General features: G+C 32.2%; 15 protein-coding genes. 5 read left to right on the top strand and 10 right to left on the bottom strand.

The genetic code is table 11. The annotated features are described in order from the left end of the window. Position 1: 1 nt before the first annotated feature. Entirely contained in the window at positions 2 to 2,455 is a 2,454-nt protein-coding gene (locus tag Q0829_RS21405; protein WP_298546786.1) for a DUF3160 domain-containing protein, read from the top strand. 24 nt (positions 2,456 to 2,479) lie between these two features. Further along, positions 2,480 to 3,394, top strand: coding sequence for a CapA family protein (locus Q0829_RS21400; protein ID WP_298546785.1), 915 nt, complete (start codon positions 2,480 to 2,482; stop codon positions 3,392 to 3,394). Here Q0829_RS21400 and lptB read toward each other — a convergent pair whose 3' ends face one another. From lptB to Q0829_RS21380, 4 genes are all read right to left on the bottom strand, one after another. Beyond that, the gene (lptB, locus tag Q0829_RS21395) at positions 3,395 to 4,135 is read right to left on the bottom strand and encodes an LPS export ABC transporter ATP-binding protein (protein ID WP_298546783.1); all 741 of its coding nucleotides are present in this window, start codon (positions 4,133 to 4,135) and stop codon (positions 3,395 to 3,397) included. 78 nt (positions 4,136 to 4,213) lie between these two features. Then, positions 4,214 to 4,564 (bottom strand): carboxymuconolactone decarboxylase family protein, encoded by a 351-nt coding sequence (locus Q0829_RS21390; protein ID WP_298546781.1) that lies wholly within the window; start codon positions 4,562 to 4,564, stop codon positions 4,214 to 4,216. Then, positions 4,561 to 5,403: a twin-arginine translocase subunit TatC gene (tatC, locus tag Q0829_RS21385; RefSeq protein WP_298546779.1), complete on the bottom strand. Its 843-nt coding sequence runs from the start codon at positions 5,401 to 5,403 to the stop codon at positions 4,561 to 4,563. Before tatC ends, Q0829_RS21390 begins: the two co-directional genes overlap by 4 nt. Then, entirely contained in the window at positions 5,403 to 6,368 is a 966-nt protein-coding gene (locus tag Q0829_RS21380) for a KpsF/GutQ family sugar-phosphate isomerase (RefSeq protein WP_298546776.1), read from the bottom strand. The genes tatC and Q0829_RS21380 overlap by 1 nt, the downstream gene beginning before the upstream one ends. A 231-nt stretch (positions 6,369 to 6,599) precedes the next feature. Between Q0829_RS21380 and Q0829_RS21375 the strand changes: the two genes are divergently transcribed. Further along, entirely contained in the window at positions 6,600 to 8,807 is a 2,208-nt protein-coding gene (locus tag Q0829_RS21375) for an ATP-dependent DNA helicase RecQ (protein ID WP_298546773.1), read from the top strand. Between the two features lie 90 nt (positions 8,808 to 8,897). Here Q0829_RS21375 and Q0829_RS21370 read toward each other — a convergent pair whose 3' ends face one another. The 6 genes from Q0829_RS21370 to Q0829_RS21345 form a co-directional block, all read right to left on the bottom strand. After that, positions 8,898 to 9,113 (bottom strand): hypothetical protein, encoded by a 216-nt coding sequence (locus Q0829_RS21370; protein ID WP_298546771.1) that lies wholly within the window; start codon positions 9,111 to 9,113, stop codon positions 8,898 to 8,900. Positions 9,114 to 9,258: 145 nt separating this feature from the next. Continuing rightward, complete coding sequence (locus Q0829_RS21365; RefSeq protein WP_298546768.1) at positions 9,259 to 10,464, bottom strand: hypothetical protein; 1,206 nt, start codon at positions 10,462 to 10,464, stop codon at positions 9,259 to 9,261. 137 nt (positions 10,465 to 10,601) lie between these two features. Continuing rightward, positions 10,602 to 11,807: a lanthionine synthetase C family protein gene (locus Q0829_RS21360; RefSeq protein WP_298546766.1), complete on the bottom strand. Its 1,206-nt coding sequence runs from the start codon at positions 11,805 to 11,807 to the stop codon at positions 10,602 to 10,604. Positions 11,808 to 11,881: 74 nt separating this feature from the next. Further along, positions 11,882 to 12,112: a class I lanthipeptide gene (locus Q0829_RS21355; protein ID WP_298546764.1), complete on the bottom strand. Its 231-nt coding sequence runs from the start codon at positions 12,110 to 12,112 to the stop codon at positions 11,882 to 11,884. Between the two features lie 239 nt (positions 12,113 to 12,351). Then, positions 12,352 to 15,084: a CHAT domain-containing tetratricopeptide repeat protein gene (locus Q0829_RS21350; RefSeq protein WP_298546762.1), complete on the bottom strand. Its 2,733-nt coding sequence runs from the start codon at positions 15,082 to 15,084 to the stop codon at positions 12,352 to 12,354. A 12-nt stretch (positions 15,085 to 15,096) separates the two neighbouring features. Then, positions 15,097 to 15,594, bottom strand: coding sequence for a hypothetical protein (locus tag Q0829_RS21345; protein ID WP_298546760.1), 498 nt, complete (start codon positions 15,592 to 15,594; stop codon positions 15,097 to 15,099). 103 nt (positions 15,595 to 15,697) lie between these two features. Between Q0829_RS21345 and Q0829_RS21340 the strand changes: the two genes are divergently transcribed. Beyond that, positions 15,698 to 16,264 carry an RNA polymerase sigma factor gene (locus Q0829_RS21340; protein WP_298546758.1) on the top strand — a complete coding sequence of 189 codons (567 nt, stop codon included), beginning with the start codon at positions 15,698 to 15,700 and terminating at the stop codon, positions 16,262 to 16,264. Then, positions 16,261 to 17,058, top strand: coding sequence for a hypothetical protein (locus Q0829_RS21335; RefSeq protein ID WP_298546755.1), 798 nt, complete (start codon positions 16,261 to 16,263; stop codon positions 17,056 to 17,058). Before Q0829_RS21340 ends, Q0829_RS21335 begins: the two co-directional genes overlap by 4 nt. Positions 17,059 to 17,194: the final 136 nt, after the last annotated feature.

Below are 17,194 nucleotides of genomic sequence, written 5' to 3'. Positions count from 1 at the left end.
TATGAAAAAAATCATCATATTTTCTTTATCACTTTCACTATTAGGATGTGGTGATAAGAAGAAAACAGAAATAGTAGAAAAGCCCACTAATGAGGTTAAAATTGTACAAGAAGAAAAAATAACCGAAGCAAACCCTAATACAATTAATCCTTTTGTTAATGGTATTCTTGATGTCGAACAATTGAATCAGGATATTGATATGTCAATGGATATTTCTCAATTGAACCTTTCTGATATCAGAATATTGCGTAATAGTTATGCAGCCAAGAAAGGGTATTGTTTTATGAAAGCTGATTTAAGAGGGGTTTTTGGGACTACTAGTTGGTATGATGATCGTATGGAAGAAAAGTATTGGAATGACGATAAAGAGGGGACAAATATTGTACCTATATCATATACTTCAGAAGAAATAAAATTTATTGATAAGCTTAAAAAAAGAGAAGAAGAATTAAAGAAGAAGAATTTTTTAAGTACTTCGAATCATAAAAAACCAAATCTTGATAATATTGTTAACTTATTCCAATTAGAATCAGTTGATAAGCAACTTATGAGTATGCTTGGTAAAAATGGGTTTGCGATTGTTCCTAATACCAATATTCAATTGTTTCATGTATACGAACAAAACGACTATCAGCAGTTTCCTAATTTTGTAACTACCGATATGTATATGCAATTGTTTCATATGTATTTTGGATATATACTAAGAACAGTTGAAGAAGATAAATTCATTCCATTACTTTCTGGAATATGTAAATCTATGATGAAACAAATGCGTGATATTAACACTGCTAGTAGTGAAACATCTGCATTAGATATAGCTAAATTCAATGAGACGTATTATGCAATTGCGTATTCTATTTTGACTTTAGAAAAAGTTACGGTTCCTGCTGGCTATGAGAAATATTATGAAGCTGAACTCTTGGCTATTGAAAATGCAGAAGATACTAATTCTGAGTTTCTAGAATACAAGCAAGTTGCATTTCCGTATAGTTTGTTTAAACCTAGAGGACATTACACTAGGACTGAATCATTGAAGCGTTATTTTAAAGCTATGATGTGGTTACAAACCGCTCCTTTTTGTCTTGATAATGATGCACAACTAACACGAGCAATTTTAAGTGCTTCCGTTTTAAAGAATGATGAAAAAGTATTAAAGAGCTATAAGGCTATTATGGAGCCTATTAATTTTATCATCGGACAGCCTGACAATGTTTCTTTTTTGGATTTGGTAGAAATATTAGAGAAGCAGGATTTTTTACTTGAAAATCTTTTATCAAAACAAGATTCTTTAGAAGATTTTAGAGGAATTGTAAAAAAAATAGCAGATATACAGAATAAGATCAAAGCTAAAGAAGCTGGAAGTTGTGTAGATAAGATCAACTTTATTCCACAGCGATATTTGTCCGATAATGAGGTGCTACAAGAATTAGTGGATTTAAAAAGCGAAGTTTCTAAACGAGCATATCCAAAAGGATTGGATGTTATGGCAGCTTTTGGGAGTAAATCAGCAGAGAATTTATTATTAGGAGAATTGAAAGAAGGAGAAAACTGGGAGGAGTACCCAAAATTACTTTCAGAAATGCAAGATAGTATGTCTGATGTAAATTGGGATGCAACGGTTTATAATAAATGGATTGAAAGCTTACTAAATCTTCAGAAATCAAGTGAAGAATACCCCTATTTTATGCAAACTGAGCAATGGGGTAAAAAAGACCTGAACGCTTCTTTAGCTTCTTGGGCAGAGTTAAAACACGATGCCATATTGTACGCAGAACAACCTATGGCTGCAGAATGTGGAGATGGAGGACCGCCTAGTCCATATACAGTGGGATATGTAGAACCGAACATAGGGTATTGGAAATCTGTTATCGAGTTAATAAATTTAACAGAAAATGTTCTAGAAACAAATAGACTTATAAATCCAGATATATCTAGAATTACCAACAGCCTTAAAGAAAATGCAATGTTTCTCCTTTCTGCTAGTGAAAAAGAACTTGCGGGTAAGAAACTTTCTGATAATGAATATGCTCAAATAGAGCTTATTGGTAGCACCTTTGAATGGTTAACGTTAGATCTTGTAAAAGAGAAAGATCAATATCTTGATGATTGGCAAAATGTGGAAGGACCAGATAAATCCGTCGCAGTAGTTGCTGATATTTATACAGCCAATGGAGGAAATAATCCAGACAAAGGTATTTTGTACGTTGCAACAGGGAATGTTAATGATATCTATGTTTTAGTAGAAATAGAAGGCTATTTATATCTTACTAAAGGCGCCGTGTTTGGATATCACGAGTTTCACGTGCCTATGGGGAATAGGTTAACAGATGAAGAGTGGCAAGAAATGATAGATAAAAATCAAGCGCCTCCTTTACTTGATTGGATGAAAGAGATTATAGTCCCTATTGATGTGCCCAAATCGAATGAGAAGATTTTTTATAGCTCTGGCTGTTAAATGAGACGTAACCAATGGATATTTTTGAATATAAAATACTTGTTTATAAGTGTTTTAGTGTTAGGCTTGTTTTCAGCTTGCAATAAAAACAAAACCACTCGTATTATTTTTACAGGTGATTTACTTTTAGATAGAGGAGTACGAGAAAAGATCAAACATAAGGGGATGGATGATTTATTTCATGAATCTATAGATGCTATCTTTTTATCAAGTGATATTGTTGTTGCCAATTTGGAATGCCCGGCAACAAAAATAAAAGAGCCAATTCATAAGAAATTTATTTTTAGAGCAGAACCAGAATGGTTGGAAAGATTAGAAAGTCATGGGATTACTCATCTTAATTTGGCAAATAACCATTCGATGGATCAAGGAAGAAAAGGACTGGTTGATACCCATAAGCAAATCCTGAAATATAATATGACTCCCTTAGGATTCGGAATGAATGCAACAGAAGCTTGTCAACCTACTCTTTTAACTACCTATCCAAGAAAGGTATATCTTTTGTCATCTTTGCAAGTTCCATCAGAGAATTGGACATTTTTAGAAAATCAACCTTGTGTTTGCGAAGAGTCTATTGATACTATTGCCGAAAGAATTGAAAAGATGAAAGCTGAGGATGAGAATGCTGTTATAATTATTCAACTACATTGGGGAGCTGAACATACTTTGAAACCAATGATTTTGCAAAAGCAGCAAGCGTATCAACTAATAGATGCTGGAGCTGATGTTATTGTTGGTCATCATCCACATACAATCCAAACTGTAGAATTATATAAGAAAAAACCTATTTATTATAGTATTGGGAATTTTATTTTTGATCAAAGAAAACCTATAAATTCTAAAGGATTACTGGTCAGTTTAGAAATAGATAAATCAAAGATATCATCTACGCAGATAGAAATAGAAATAGAAAATTGTGTTCCTAACGTAAGAAAGTAATTAAAAATCTAACTTCTTCTTTCTTAACTCAAAATTTTGCCCAAGATAAACCTTACGAACCATCTCATCTTCTGCCAATTCTTCAGGTTTTCCTGCTTTAAGAATACTACCTTCAAACATCAGATAAGTTCTATCGGTAATTGCGAGTGTTTCTTGTACATTATGATCGGTAATAAGGATACCAATATTTTTATTTTTAAGTTGAGCAACAATACGTTGAATATCTTCTACAGCCACTGGATCTACTCCTGCAAAAGGCTCATCCAAAAGAATAAAATTAGGATCAGTAGCTAATGCTCTTGCTATTTCTGTCCTACGTCGTTCTCCACCACTTAATAAATCACCACGATTTTTTCTGATGTGTCCTAAACCGAATTCTTCTATTAGAGACTCCATTTTATGTAATTGCTCCTTTTTAGATAATTTGGTTAGTTGTAAAACACTTAATATATTATCTTCAATACTTAATTTTCTAAAAACAGAAGCTTCCTGAGCTAAGTATCCAATTCCGTTTTGAGCACGCTTGTACATAGGAAACTTAGTAATATCGGTAGTGTCCAGGGTGATTTTTCCACCATTAGGCTTTACCAAACCAACAATCATATAAAAAGAAGTTGTTTTACCAGCGCCATTAGGTCCTAAAAGCCCTACGATTTCTCCTTGGTTTACTTCCAGAGAAATCCCCTTTACTACTTTTCTTCCTTTGTATGACTTTATTAGATTTTCTGCTTTTAACTTCATAATAAGAATGACTTCTTTAAATATTTAGTGTTGCTAAAATGAACTGGTAAATTTACACTATTCTTTTAAACCTGAAATTTAAGATTCTTTTGCCTCCAAAGCATCCCAGTACTCATATGCCTTACGAAGATGAGGAATTACAATAGTTCCACCAATCAACGTAGCAATACTCAAGGTTTCTGCCACTTCTTCTTTGGTTAAACCTTCTTTATGACATGTTTCTAAATGGTATCGTACACAATCATCACATCGTAAAACTGTCGAAGCTACGAGACCTAATAATTCTTTCGTTTTTACATCCAATGCACCTTTCATAAAAGCATTGGTGTCTAGGTTAAAAATTCTTTTGATAATTTTATTATTATCCTCTAAAATACGAGAGTTCATTTTCTCTCTATATTCATTAAATTCTTCTACTATATTACTCATTTAGTTTGTGTTGTTAGCTTTTTGTTTTTTTTATTTTCTCTTTTGACAACCATTTTGGAGATGAAAATACTTATTTCATATAATATAAGTATTGGTATTGCAACGATTATCTGAGTAGAGATATCCGGTGGGGTAATTACTGCTGCCAAAATAAGAACAATAACCAAGGCATATTTTCGATTACGTCTCATAAATTCTGGTGTAACTAATCCTACTTTACTTAAAAAATATATAATTATAGGTAGCTCAAAAATAAACCCAGAAGCAATTACAGAAGCTCTCACTAATGATATATAAGATCCAATTTTGATTTGATTTTCTACAACTTCAGCAACAGAGAAGGTAGCTAAGAAATTTACAGAAAGTGGAGCGATAATGTAATACCCAAAAAGGACACCAATAAAAAATAAAATTGAGGATACAATAATAAATCCTCTAGAATGCTTTCGCTCTTTTTCGTAAAGTGCAGGTGAAATGAATTTCCAAAATTCGTGTAATATATAGGGAAAAGCTACTACAAACCCGGTCGTTATAGATGTCCATATAGCAGCACTAAATTGTCCTGCCATCTCAGTACTTATAAAATTAAAAGGCATTTCTTCAAGACAACCTTTTTCCATACCAAAGGTTTCAGAAATCCCACATAACACTCTATAAGAAATGAAATTAGGATCTCTTAGAGCAAAGATGATATCGGTAAAAATACTTTTTATAAAAATAAAGGCAAAAATAGCAACTAGAACGATTGCTAATGTAGAACGTATTAAGTGCCAACGTAATTCCTCTAGATGATCCAGAAACGACATCGATTGTGGATCTTTTGTTGTTTTGTTCCCCATTATAAAATACCTTCTCTCATTAGATCATGAATATGCAAAAGTCCTGCATAATTACCTTTTTCTTCTGCCAGAAGTTGTGAGATACCATATTCCTCTAGTCTATCTAGCGCATCAACTGCCATAGCATTTACATCGATACGTTTTGGATTGGGAGACATGATATCTTCTGCAGTCAATCCTTCAAAAGAAGTATTAGTAGTTAGCATTCTACGTAAATCCCCATCCGTAATGATTCCGATAATTTTACTATCACGTGTTACAGCTGTTGCACCCAATCTTTTTTCGGTCATCTCTACAATAACAGCATTAATATTAGAATCCGCACTAACTTCGGGCTTTTCGTTTTTTGATACGATATCGTTTACACGAAGATATAATTTTTTGCCTAGAGCACCTCCAGGATGATATTTGGCGAAATCATTACTAGAAAACCCTTTTAAATTTAATAAACATACCGCAACGGCATCACCTATAACTAATTGTGCGGTTGTGCTCGTTGTGGGAGCTAAATTATTAGGACAAGCTTCTTTTTCTACAAAAGCATTTAATACGAAATCTGCTTCTTTTCCTAGAAAAGATTCTTTATTAGAGGTGATCCCAATTAAAGTATTGTTAAAGTTTTTAATTAAGGGAACCAGTACTTTGATCTCGGGTGTATTTCCGCTTTTAGAAATGCAAATCACAACATCATCTTTAAGGATATTCCCTAAATCTCCATGAATGGCATCGGCAGCATGCATAAATACAGCTGGTGTACCAGTAGAATTCATGGTAGCTACTATTTTTGAAGCTATAATAGCACTCTTACCGATTCCTGTAATAATAACTCGACCGTTAGAATTATGTATAGTATTTACAGCTTCAGCAAATTCCTGGTCGATAAGTTGTTCCAGATGTGCAATAGCTTTGGCTTCTTCGTTAATGGTTTTTTGGGCAAAAGAAATAATAGTATCGAGGGTGTTCAAAATTTATGAAATTTGCGTGTTATAATTAAAGATTTTATTATCTTTAATTATGCAAAGGTATGTAATACCTTATGAATTTTAAATAGTGCTGAAAAAAAGCTTACTATTTTTTTGTTTGCTTATCTTTGGTAACTTTTTGAAAAAAGAACAATCCACTAGATCTTTATTGGGGAAAAAGGTTTAAGTGATAGCGATTTTAATTTAATTGGTATATAAAAGTTAAACAATTTAATGAGTTTGAACAAAACCGACTTACAAGGAGCTTTAAAAAAGTACTTTGGTTTTAGTCAATTTAGAGGATTGCAGGAAAAGGTAATAGAAAGTATTTTAAGTAATCAAAATACTTTTGTTATTATGCCTACAGGTGGTGGAAAATCCCTTTGCTACCAACTACCTGCCTTAATGTGTGAAGGAACAGCTATTGTAGTTTCTCCGTTAATCGCACTAATGAAAAATCAAGTAGATGCTATTCGAAGTATTTCTTCAGAAGAAGGAATCGCGCATGTACTGAATTCTTCCCTTAATAAATCCGAGGTTAAGAGAGTGAAAGAGGATATTGTTAATGGTGTGACTAAATTACTTTATGTGGCGCCAGAGTCCTTAACTAAGGAGGAATATGTAGATTTCTTAAAAGAACAAAAGATTTCTTTCTTGGCTGTTGATGAAGCCCATTGTATTAGTGAATGGGGGCACGATTTCAGACCAGAATATAGGAATCTAAAGAATATTATAAAGAGAATAGGAGAGAATATCCCGATCATTGGACTTACAGCAACGGCTACTCCAAAAGTGCAAGAAGATATTCTTAAAAATTTAGCGATGAGCAATGCTAAGACATTTAAAGCATCGTTTAATCGTCCTAATTTATTTTATGAAATACGTCCTAAGACCAAAAATGTTGATGCAGATATCATTCGTTTTGTAAAACAAAATAGTGGTAAAAGTGGTATTGTATATTGTTTAAGTAGGAAAAGAGTAGAAGAACTTGCTCAAACATTAGAAGTGAATGGTGTAAAAGCGGTTCCATATCATGCAGGTTTGGATGCAAAAACACGAGCAAAACATCAGGATATGTTTCTTATGGAAGATGCCGATGTTGTAGTTGCTACGATAGCTTTTGGAATGGGGATTGATAAACCAGATGTACGTTTTGTAATTCATCATGATATACCTAAAAGTATAGAAAGTTATTATCAGGAAACAGGTCGTGCAGGTAGAGATGGAGGAGAAGGACACTGTTTGGCATATTACGCTTATAAAGATATTGAAAAACTAGAAAAATTTATGAGTGGTAAGCCTGTGGCAGAACAGGAAATAGGTCATGCACTTTTACAAGAAGTAGTAGCTTTTGCAGAAACCTCAATCTCCAGACGTAAATTTATATTGCATTATTTCGGCGAAGAGTTTGACGATGTTACTGGAGAAGGTGCAGACATGGATGATAATGTGCGGAATCCAAAGAAAAAACACGAAGCGAAAGATGAGGTACAACTACTGTTAAAAGTTGTGAGTAAAACTGGAGAAATCTATAAGTCTAAAGATCTGGTAAGTACATTAATAGGTAAAAGTAATGCACTGATTATTTCTCATAAGACACATGAACAACCATTTTTTGGGACAGGTAAATCCAGAGATGATAAATATTGGATGGCCTTAATAAGACAAGTATTAGTGGCTGGATATTTAAGAAAAGATATAGAAACGTATGGTGTTATCAGAATTACTCCTCAGGGTAGAGAGTTTATTGAAGCACCGGTTAGTTTTATGATGACCGAAGATCACGTTTATGATGAAACTAAAGATGACTCTATAATTACTGCTGCCAAATCTGGAGGTAAAGCGGGAGGAACTGATGATCGATTGGTAGGAATGCTAAAAGATTTAAGAAAAAGTGTAGCAAAGAAATTAGGTGTTCCACCTTTTGTTGTATTTCAGGATCCATCTTTAGAAGATATGGCATTAAAATATCCTGTAAATATAGAAGAACTTGGTAATGTACATGGAGTAGGAGAAGGTAAGGCTAAGAAATATGGAAAGGAATTCGTGGCACTTATTTCTAAGTATGTAGAAGAAAACGATATCATGCGTCCAGATGATTTTGTTGTAAAAAGTACTGGGGCGAATAGTGGTCTTAAATTATATATCATTCAGAATGTAGATAGAAAATTACCCCTAGATGATATTGCTGCGGCTAAGGGTATGGATATGACTGAGTTTATTAAGGAGATGGAAGCTATTGTTTATAGTGGAACCAAGCTTAATATTACCTACTGGATTGATGAAATACTTGACGAAGACCAGCAAGAGGAAATTCATGAATATTTCATAGAAGCTGAAAACGATAAGATAGATACCGCTATTGAAGAGTTTGATGGAGATTATGATGATGAAGAACTAAGATTGTATCGAATCAAGTTTATTAGCGATGTAGCGAATTAAAAGATTTATAAGAATAATATGTATAAAAAAGGAGACTTCATTTCAAAGTCTCCTTTTTTATAAAACAATTTTTCACCAAAAAAATATTATTTATTCATTACTTAGCACGCAAATATTCCCTTGGGGAATATAGTTTATGCATAAACATAATTTTCCGTCAAGAGAAATGGCTTGGGCACAACTATTCCCAAATCCTCCGTTAATGGATTTTTGTTGGTTCTTTTTGATTTCCTGAACTCCATTTTCTTTTAAAATACTTCTTAACATACTATAGGTTTTAATAGTGATTTGTGTTTCCTTAAACATTTAAAGACATTTAAGGTATATGTCTCTTACAGTAGTTAATGTCTTATAAGTAAGAATAGTTACCTAAATTTATGTTAAAAAAGAGAGTTTCAACTTTTATCTTTTTGATTCTATTATATATGAGGGCTGTAAAATTATTTTTGGATTAAAATATATTTACAGAAAGATACAGGCTAGAGGTTGTTAACTCGGAATCCGGTAATAATGTACTCTTGGATATATTTTTACTAGTGTATTGTCTGAAACCAACTTTAAAACGACCAGATCCTAGACCACCACCATAAAAATAATCTGTTGTGGTATTTTCTATTTCGTTTTCTGCAAAAACATTGGACTCTGTACCAATATTAAAATCTACGGTCAATCCACCTTCTAAGAATAACTCGAATTTAGAACTCAGGTATATATGGAATCGTGGACCAACGGCCACATTGATACTTTTGTAATCCAGTTCGAACTCACTATTAGCAATGGCAAGATCACGTCCATCCATCGTAAAGGCTTTGTAAGTAGATTCTAAAAAGAAACTTAAATCTACTTTAGAAAAAGGAATAAATGTTTCAACAAATATTCCATATCTAGGAACAAAAACATCTTCATAACTTACATTTCCGGCACTTCCAGCTATTGAGTTATGTGTAAAACTACTTAAATCGACAGCCGCTATTATACCAATTCTGGTTTGATTTATTTTTTTGCGAATGATATATTCGATTTTATTTCCTTTACACTCATTATACTTTTTAAAATATCTTTTTAGATCACGCTGTGTATAGGTCAGTTTAGATACATCTTGGTTTTTGCAATGTACTTTTTCTTGTAGCTGTTGCTGGTAGGTATTGTTTTCTTGTGGAATGATTTTTTTTCCTGGTTTTTTGCTCTCATCAGGAGTGTAAAATACCTTATATAAAAGTAATTCTGGATATACGGTGTTTGGATCTGTGTAGAAAAAACGGTGTACCCCGTTTTCAGAATATTGATATAAGGTTGTTTTACTTTTAAGGATCGTTCTAAGAAATATTTTTTTGTATTTGAGATTAGGGTCTTTAGACTTGGTAGACTTTCCGACAGTATCTCCGTTCAGATCAAATTGGAGTATGTATCTTTTAAATCTATAGTCTTCGCCCACTGCAAACTCTTTAATGTTTTCAATAGTTTCGGTTTTAGAGCTCGAGGATATAGTTCTTTTCCATTCAAATTCTGTGGGATTGCTTTTCCAGGTGAGTTTTTTAATCAGGCATTCTGTACGCTTACCATTATTGTCAATAAAATAACCAGCCTCATAAAGACTTTGTGCACTACCTGTAGCTATAAAAAATATACCTACTATAAAACAAAATAATGATTTCATGTGTGTGACGATCTGAGTTTGTGAAGAAGCAAATATAGCTTTTTTGTTAAAAAGCATATGTTTTTATCATTGAATTATGCTGAAAATGGGAAGATTAGATATAATGAATGTCTGAATGTTCTACTACTTAGTATGTATCAACTTATCATTAAACACTCATCCCAATTAGTTTCGAAATCTGCTAGATAATCTATAAGTGTAAGACCGATACCTGCGACTCCTTCTAATAAAGAAACTTCTTTTTTCCATTCATTCGGACCTTTCCATTGTTTGTAGCCGGCATATCCATCAATGTGAGTCGCTTTATTCAATCCATCTTGCATCCAAAATTCACAAGCGTCTTTAAAAGTATTGTTGTTTGTTTCTTTGTACATTCTTAGGAAGATTTGTGCATTGCCAAATGATCCGTGACATAGTCCTGCGTCTTTAATCATGGTTTGTTCATTGTTCGTTCGCAAAGCGGCGTGTTCCATGATGTTAATAGCAGTTTTCTGTAATGATGCATCTTGTAAGACTTTGGCGGCGTGCCAAAGTCTAATTCCTATGCCTAAGTCCCCATAACACCAAGCTAGCCTACTTTTATATTCGTAATAACCGTTTTCGTATATAATGCTAGGAAAAAGACAAGTATCTTCTTTGTTTGGGTTTTGATATTGTAGGATATAGTCAATAGATCCTTGTAGCATTTTTTTAGAAACCTTCTCAAAATCTTTATGTTTAGAGAGCTTTGTAAGAATACCTACAATACTAGATATCCCGTGAGAAAGACTTAGGTTGTATCCTTTTTCTTTACCATCTAAACCAATTTTTGAAATCCACTTGTATGTTTTTTCGTTATTTTCCGATCTCTTTTCAAGAAGTTCTATAGCCGCAAGTAAGCATGTTTTATAATTTTCTTTTAATAGTTGTGAGTTGGTGTTTTCATATCTATTTAGAAAGTAAAATGCATAGCCCAGACCTCCATGTAAAAAATCATAATACCCATTTTTCAGGTCATTTTTCATTTTCTCAAAGAGATATTCATCCAATTCACCAAAAAGATTGTCTAGATCAATATCTATAAAACCGTTTCGTTCCAAATGACTAATCACCCATCCCATACCTGCAATTCCTGAACAAAATGTTCCGAGATTATATCCTTCATTAATTTTTTGGATACTTTGTTCCAGAAGTATACTGCCTATATCATTGTTATCCTTATCAAGAAATTTGGAGTAGTAAAATTTAAAAAGAGCAATTCCCGATAGACCGGATAAGACACCAATAGTACTATCCTCATATTCTTGTTGATCTATAATTTTATTGATCTCTTCTAATTTTTGATGGAATATGCTAGTATTCAATGTGTAAGATTTAATTTAAATGGTAATTAAAGGAGGGGTAGTAGATTACTATCCTCTCCTTTTTTTAATGAATCTTACTCACATGCTTTATGTATAGAATGGCAAGTTTGCTGACTAGGTTTATTACATTCAATTGTTCCAACTTCGCAATCTCCTGATAAACAGGGTAGATTTGCAGAACAATCATTATAACTAGGACACCCTCCTGTAACAAGAATTACTCCACCTCCTTTTATGTAATTACCATTAAGTTTAGAGATCACATTTTTGTTTAGGGATAACCCATCGAACTTTTTTTTCTTCATGATTTGTAATTTTAGAATAATAAGATTCTGAACATTTATAGACACTCAGAGTTTATGTCTACTACTGATTGTTAATGTCCTTACAATGGATGTTGTTTCTTAATATTGTGTTAAGAAAAGAAGGGGGTTATACCATATACCCCCTTATATTATGTGTGGGAAAGTTTATAGATAACGTATTGTATTTAAATCGTTTTATCTATAATAAGAAATAGCGTACTATATTTTTTAGTAGTAGATCATTTCTTTTTCTTTCTCAAGAAAAGGATATACAAAATAATTAATATTAAAACAAGACCCAACCCAATCCACAAAAACAACAAGTTATTAGATTGCGGCAACAAAGTCCCACTATCACCAATCAATACTAAAGAAGCCCAATAATGAGGAGAAGCTTCTGCATCGGTATTATTATGTAGGTAATTTAGTTTTGCAGTTCGTAAAGCCGCCGATTTGGTTTTTCCTTCACTTAAGTTTTTATAAAAATCAGAAGTAATCGTAGCAGTTGCTTTGTCATTAGTACTCCATAGTGATGGAATCACAGATTTGGCTCCGGATTTAAAAAATCCACGGGCTAAGCTCATGATACCTTCACCGCTACGTACTTCTCCTAATGAAGTGTTACAGGCGCTCAGTACGACTAAATCCGCATTATTTTTCAAGGTGTTCAGCTCCAGATGATATAGTTTTTTATTCCTAAAAGCAATCCATGGATTTAAACTATCGGAAGCATTGGCGTGTGTTGCTAGATGGATAATCTTAAACTTATCGACACTGTTTTTGAAGTTCGTTGTTGTGGCTTCTTTTTCGGTTAATACCTGACCTGAGTAATAGGCATTGGCAGCAGCGATTTCCTCTGAGCTTTTAGATAACATTGTTTGTTGGTCATCAAATTGCACTGGTGCTATTCCTAAGAAATCTTGAGAGGTTTCTCTGGATATAGAAGCATTTTCTTTCATAAATGAAAGCGAATATCCATAGCTAATTTCAGTATTTTCAATTAGGTAAGAGTTTTTTTCTATATCCGTAATTAAAGCTTCAAATGGAATATAATTAAGTATATAATCAGCTGAAATAGTAATTTTTTTGTTTTGTATAAGAGCCTGTGTTTCTTCAGGAAATAAGGAATTGTAAATTGAATAGGATAGCCTTTTATACGCTTGTATTTCTTTTTGAGTTTTAAAAGGTCGATTTAATTGTTTTCTTAATGTGTAGATGTTTTTCTCAAACTGTTTAAGGTTATCGATTTTAAATAATTTTGTATTACTATTGGATAGCAGTAATCCATAGGCTTCAAAATCAGCACCAGAAACATTTTTTTCCATTACATACTCAAGTATAATTTCGTTATCTGATAATTTTAAATCTTTTAATTTTATAATAGGAGGTAACGTAGTAGAAGTGAAATATTTTGGATACTCCACAGAAAGAGAATCTACAAAGGATTCTAAGTGTTGCTTTTGGTCAAATATCATAGAAGAGATAGAATCTTTTTTGCTATCAGCTACGGTGATTAGCTTTTTCTGAAGTTCAATAATATTATTTTGGATTCTGTTTTCTTTTTCCAATACTTCCTCTGGAACGGCATTCTTTTTTCTTTCTACTTCTTGCATTAATAAGAGCACTTTACTTTTTTCCATAAAATAAAAAGCATCTTCGATTTGATTCATTTCATAGCATGCTTCCAGCACCATAATGTAGATTTCTGAAGCTAAATTTCTCCATAATAACTTTGAACTAGTAGAAATATCTTCCTTCAATAGTAAATCTACCAAAGTATCACAAGTATATGCAGTCTTTATAGCTTCACTAAAAAAGGAGGAATCATTTTCTTTTTTAGCCAGTAATATCCAGGCTTTTAATTTTCTTTTTAATAATTCAAGAAAATAAGCTTTATTTACAATGTTTTTCATTTGATTTTCATTTGGCAACCAATAAATACTTGGTGTATCAATACCAAAATGATATGAAAAAGCGATAGAAAAGTTTTTTTGAGTATTTAAATATTGTTGTTCTTTTATGTTTTTAAGACCTAATCCCATATAGACATTAGGCAGTAAGCTTGAATCTTTAGGAAGATAGGATAATGCATTATGAAAATACTCTTCTGATTTCGAAGGATCGATTTCAATATACATTACTCCTAAATTAGTATATACTCTACCTAGTTGCTCGATAAACTGATTTTTTTTAGCTATTTCCAGCGCCTTTTTTAAATAAAAAATGGATTTTTCAGTATCTCTAACTCCAGATTCAGAACTATACACTGCACCAAAATTATTGTTTATATGAAATAAGGTTTTTTGACTTGGGTTTTCACTTATGGTGGATAAAGAATCAGCTATAGTTAAATGATAAATAGTTTTTTTTGCGCTTGTTGTACTTCGAATATTTCGATGAGAAACTGCTAGGTTATTACGATTACTAATTATTTGATTTAATTGTTTTTCTGGATTATAATATTCAAATGCTTTTGTATAATATGTAATTGCTTTGTGGTAGTCTCCAATTTCATCGTAAATACCCCCAATAATCGAGCAAGTTCTTCCTTTTAAAAAAAAAGTCCCGCCAAGGGCTAATATTTTTTTAAAATAAGTCATAGCGATATTTAAGTTGCCTTTTCTTCTATTATAATTGGCATAATTATAATAACTTACTTTAAGCGACCTAACATCGAACGGGCAAGCAATTTCTCTAGCTTCATAAGCCATCTTCACGATCTCAATTGCCTTATCCGTTTTTTTTTCTTTATTTATCCATTTCGCCAATTTGTGAGCATCATAGCCAAATTGGGTGTAGTTTTCTTGCTCCATATACTGATCCAAAAATTTCTGATAAATATCTAATTTTTCGAAATCTGTTCCTGGAAGCTTATGAATTGAATCTAATTGAGGGGATATTCCTTGACTATAAGAGGTTATAGTCAAGAAATATATTAGTTGCAGAATAAACTGTAATATTGATTTTTTCAATATAAAAACTTGTTAATTACCTCTGTTCGCATTTATTATGTCACAAAAATTCTCTAAGTTGATTAGTTCTGGACCTGACTTATATTTAAAAGAAATGATATCCCCGTCTTCTTTAAATTCAGGTTCATAATCTTCATCATTTATATCATTAGATGCTGTTACTATTATACCACCTGGTTTAGGATTTCCATCTATAATAATACCATCAAACACATCTACATTTTCACAACCATCATTTAGATATCTGAAAGTTATATGTAATATATTTTCTTTAAAATATTCAAAATAATCTAGTCTATCTTGAAGAGACAGATCAGGAGGGTAATAAAGATAAACCCTACGAATAGGGCCATCTGGAATATCATTATTAATAATAATAATAGATTGCCTCTTAGATAGACTGTTTTCTTCAATAATAGTTTCCTCTTCAATTCCAATTTCGTCTGTCGAACAGCTTTGTATTCCAATAGCAAAGACTGCGGCTACTAATAGTAGTGTGATTTTTTTCATTCTTAAATCTTTTTTTGTTTATATATTTATTAGTATGTTTCCCTAACCTAATAAATGTTACCACGCAAAAGTAAAAAAAAATCAAATAGTTAAAGATATCTTAATGCAGATAACTGAAAAAGATCAACTAAAACAGCTTGTTACCGGAGATAAAGAGCTTATGCAAAACTTGTATAAAAAAGAATTTCCTAAAATAAGAAGTTTTGTCCTTACTAATAATGGAGATATTGCAGATGCAGAAGATGTTTTTCAGAAGGCGTTGATGCAATTGATCGCCAGATATAAGATAAAACCCTTTGTTATAGAAAGCTCTTTTAGTGCTTATTTCTATACAGTTTGTAGAAATTTATGGCGTAGAGAGCTAAATAAACAAAAAAGGATAGTAACAAATGATGAGGTTATGGAACACTCTAAAGAAGCAGAAGACATGACTATGGCAACTTTAGAACAAGAAAAGTGGGAGCTGTTTCAAGAGAAATTAACCGAACTGTCTGATAATTGTAAGCAATTATTACAATTGTTTTTTCAGAAAGTACCTTATAAAGATATCATGGAAAAACTAGGATATAATACAGATAATGTAGTGAGACAACGTATTTTTAATTGTAAATCACAATTAACTAAATTGATAAAAAGCGATACCCGATATAATCAAATCAAAGAATTATGAAGGACTACCCAATAGAAATTGATGATTATCTGAGTGGTACCATGTCCGCGTCAGAAAAAAAAGCATTCGAAGAAAGAGTTGCTAACGACTCTGTACTTGCCGAAGAACTAAAATTGCAAAAAGATATGCAGACCATTTATGAAGATCAAGAATGGTTACAAGGTGATACAGAAGCATTACAAACAGAAAAAGCTACACAACTGAAATCTTTTTATGAAAGTAAGGAAGCTACTAATATAAAATCTGCGATTCAAGAAGTAATTGCAGAAAACCGATCTGAATCAAAAAATAAAACATTCTGGTTTATTGGTATTGCTGCTTCTATTGCTGTGCTAATTACGGTTTCTTTGTTTGTTTTTAAGGATAATAATTATGACGAATTGTATGCGTCTTATATTCACATGGATGAAATCCCATCATTAGTGACCAGAGGCGAGGATGCAAATAAATTGTTAGAAAATGCGCAATTGTTATTCGAAGACAAAAAGTATAAGGAAGCAACAGAGTCATTTGCAGCGTATCATGCAAAAGAAACAGCTATCGATCCACTAAGTTATATATACAGCGGTATTGCTTATATAGAACTCAATAAATTTGACGAAGCTATTGCGCAGTTCGAACTTTTAGCCGATTCTAATACATTACAGTCCAAAAAAGCAAATTGGTATAAAGCTTTAGTGTTTTTGAAACAAAAAAATAAAGCCAAGCTTAAAGATATTCTACAAATGATCATATTGAATAAAAACAATTACAAATACAAAGAAGCACAAGAGTTACTGGAGGAGATTAATTAGACCTACTTCGGTTTTTTATCTTCTTTATTCGAAATTAGTTGATTCCAGAGTTCATACTTATTTGGTTTTTGAAAAAGCTTTACTTAAAATATTCATAAGTAATACTTACTTTAAAGCATAGTAGGATTAAAAGTCT

This window comes from uncultured Aquimarina sp. (genome assembly GCF_947492405.1).
In the GTDB taxonomy this organism is placed as follows: Bacteria; Bacteroidota; Bacteroidia; order Flavobacteriales; family Flavobacteriaceae; genus Aquimarina.
The sequence above is the reverse complement of the archived record's forward strand: the minus strand, read 5'-3'. Positions and strand labels throughout refer to the sequence as shown.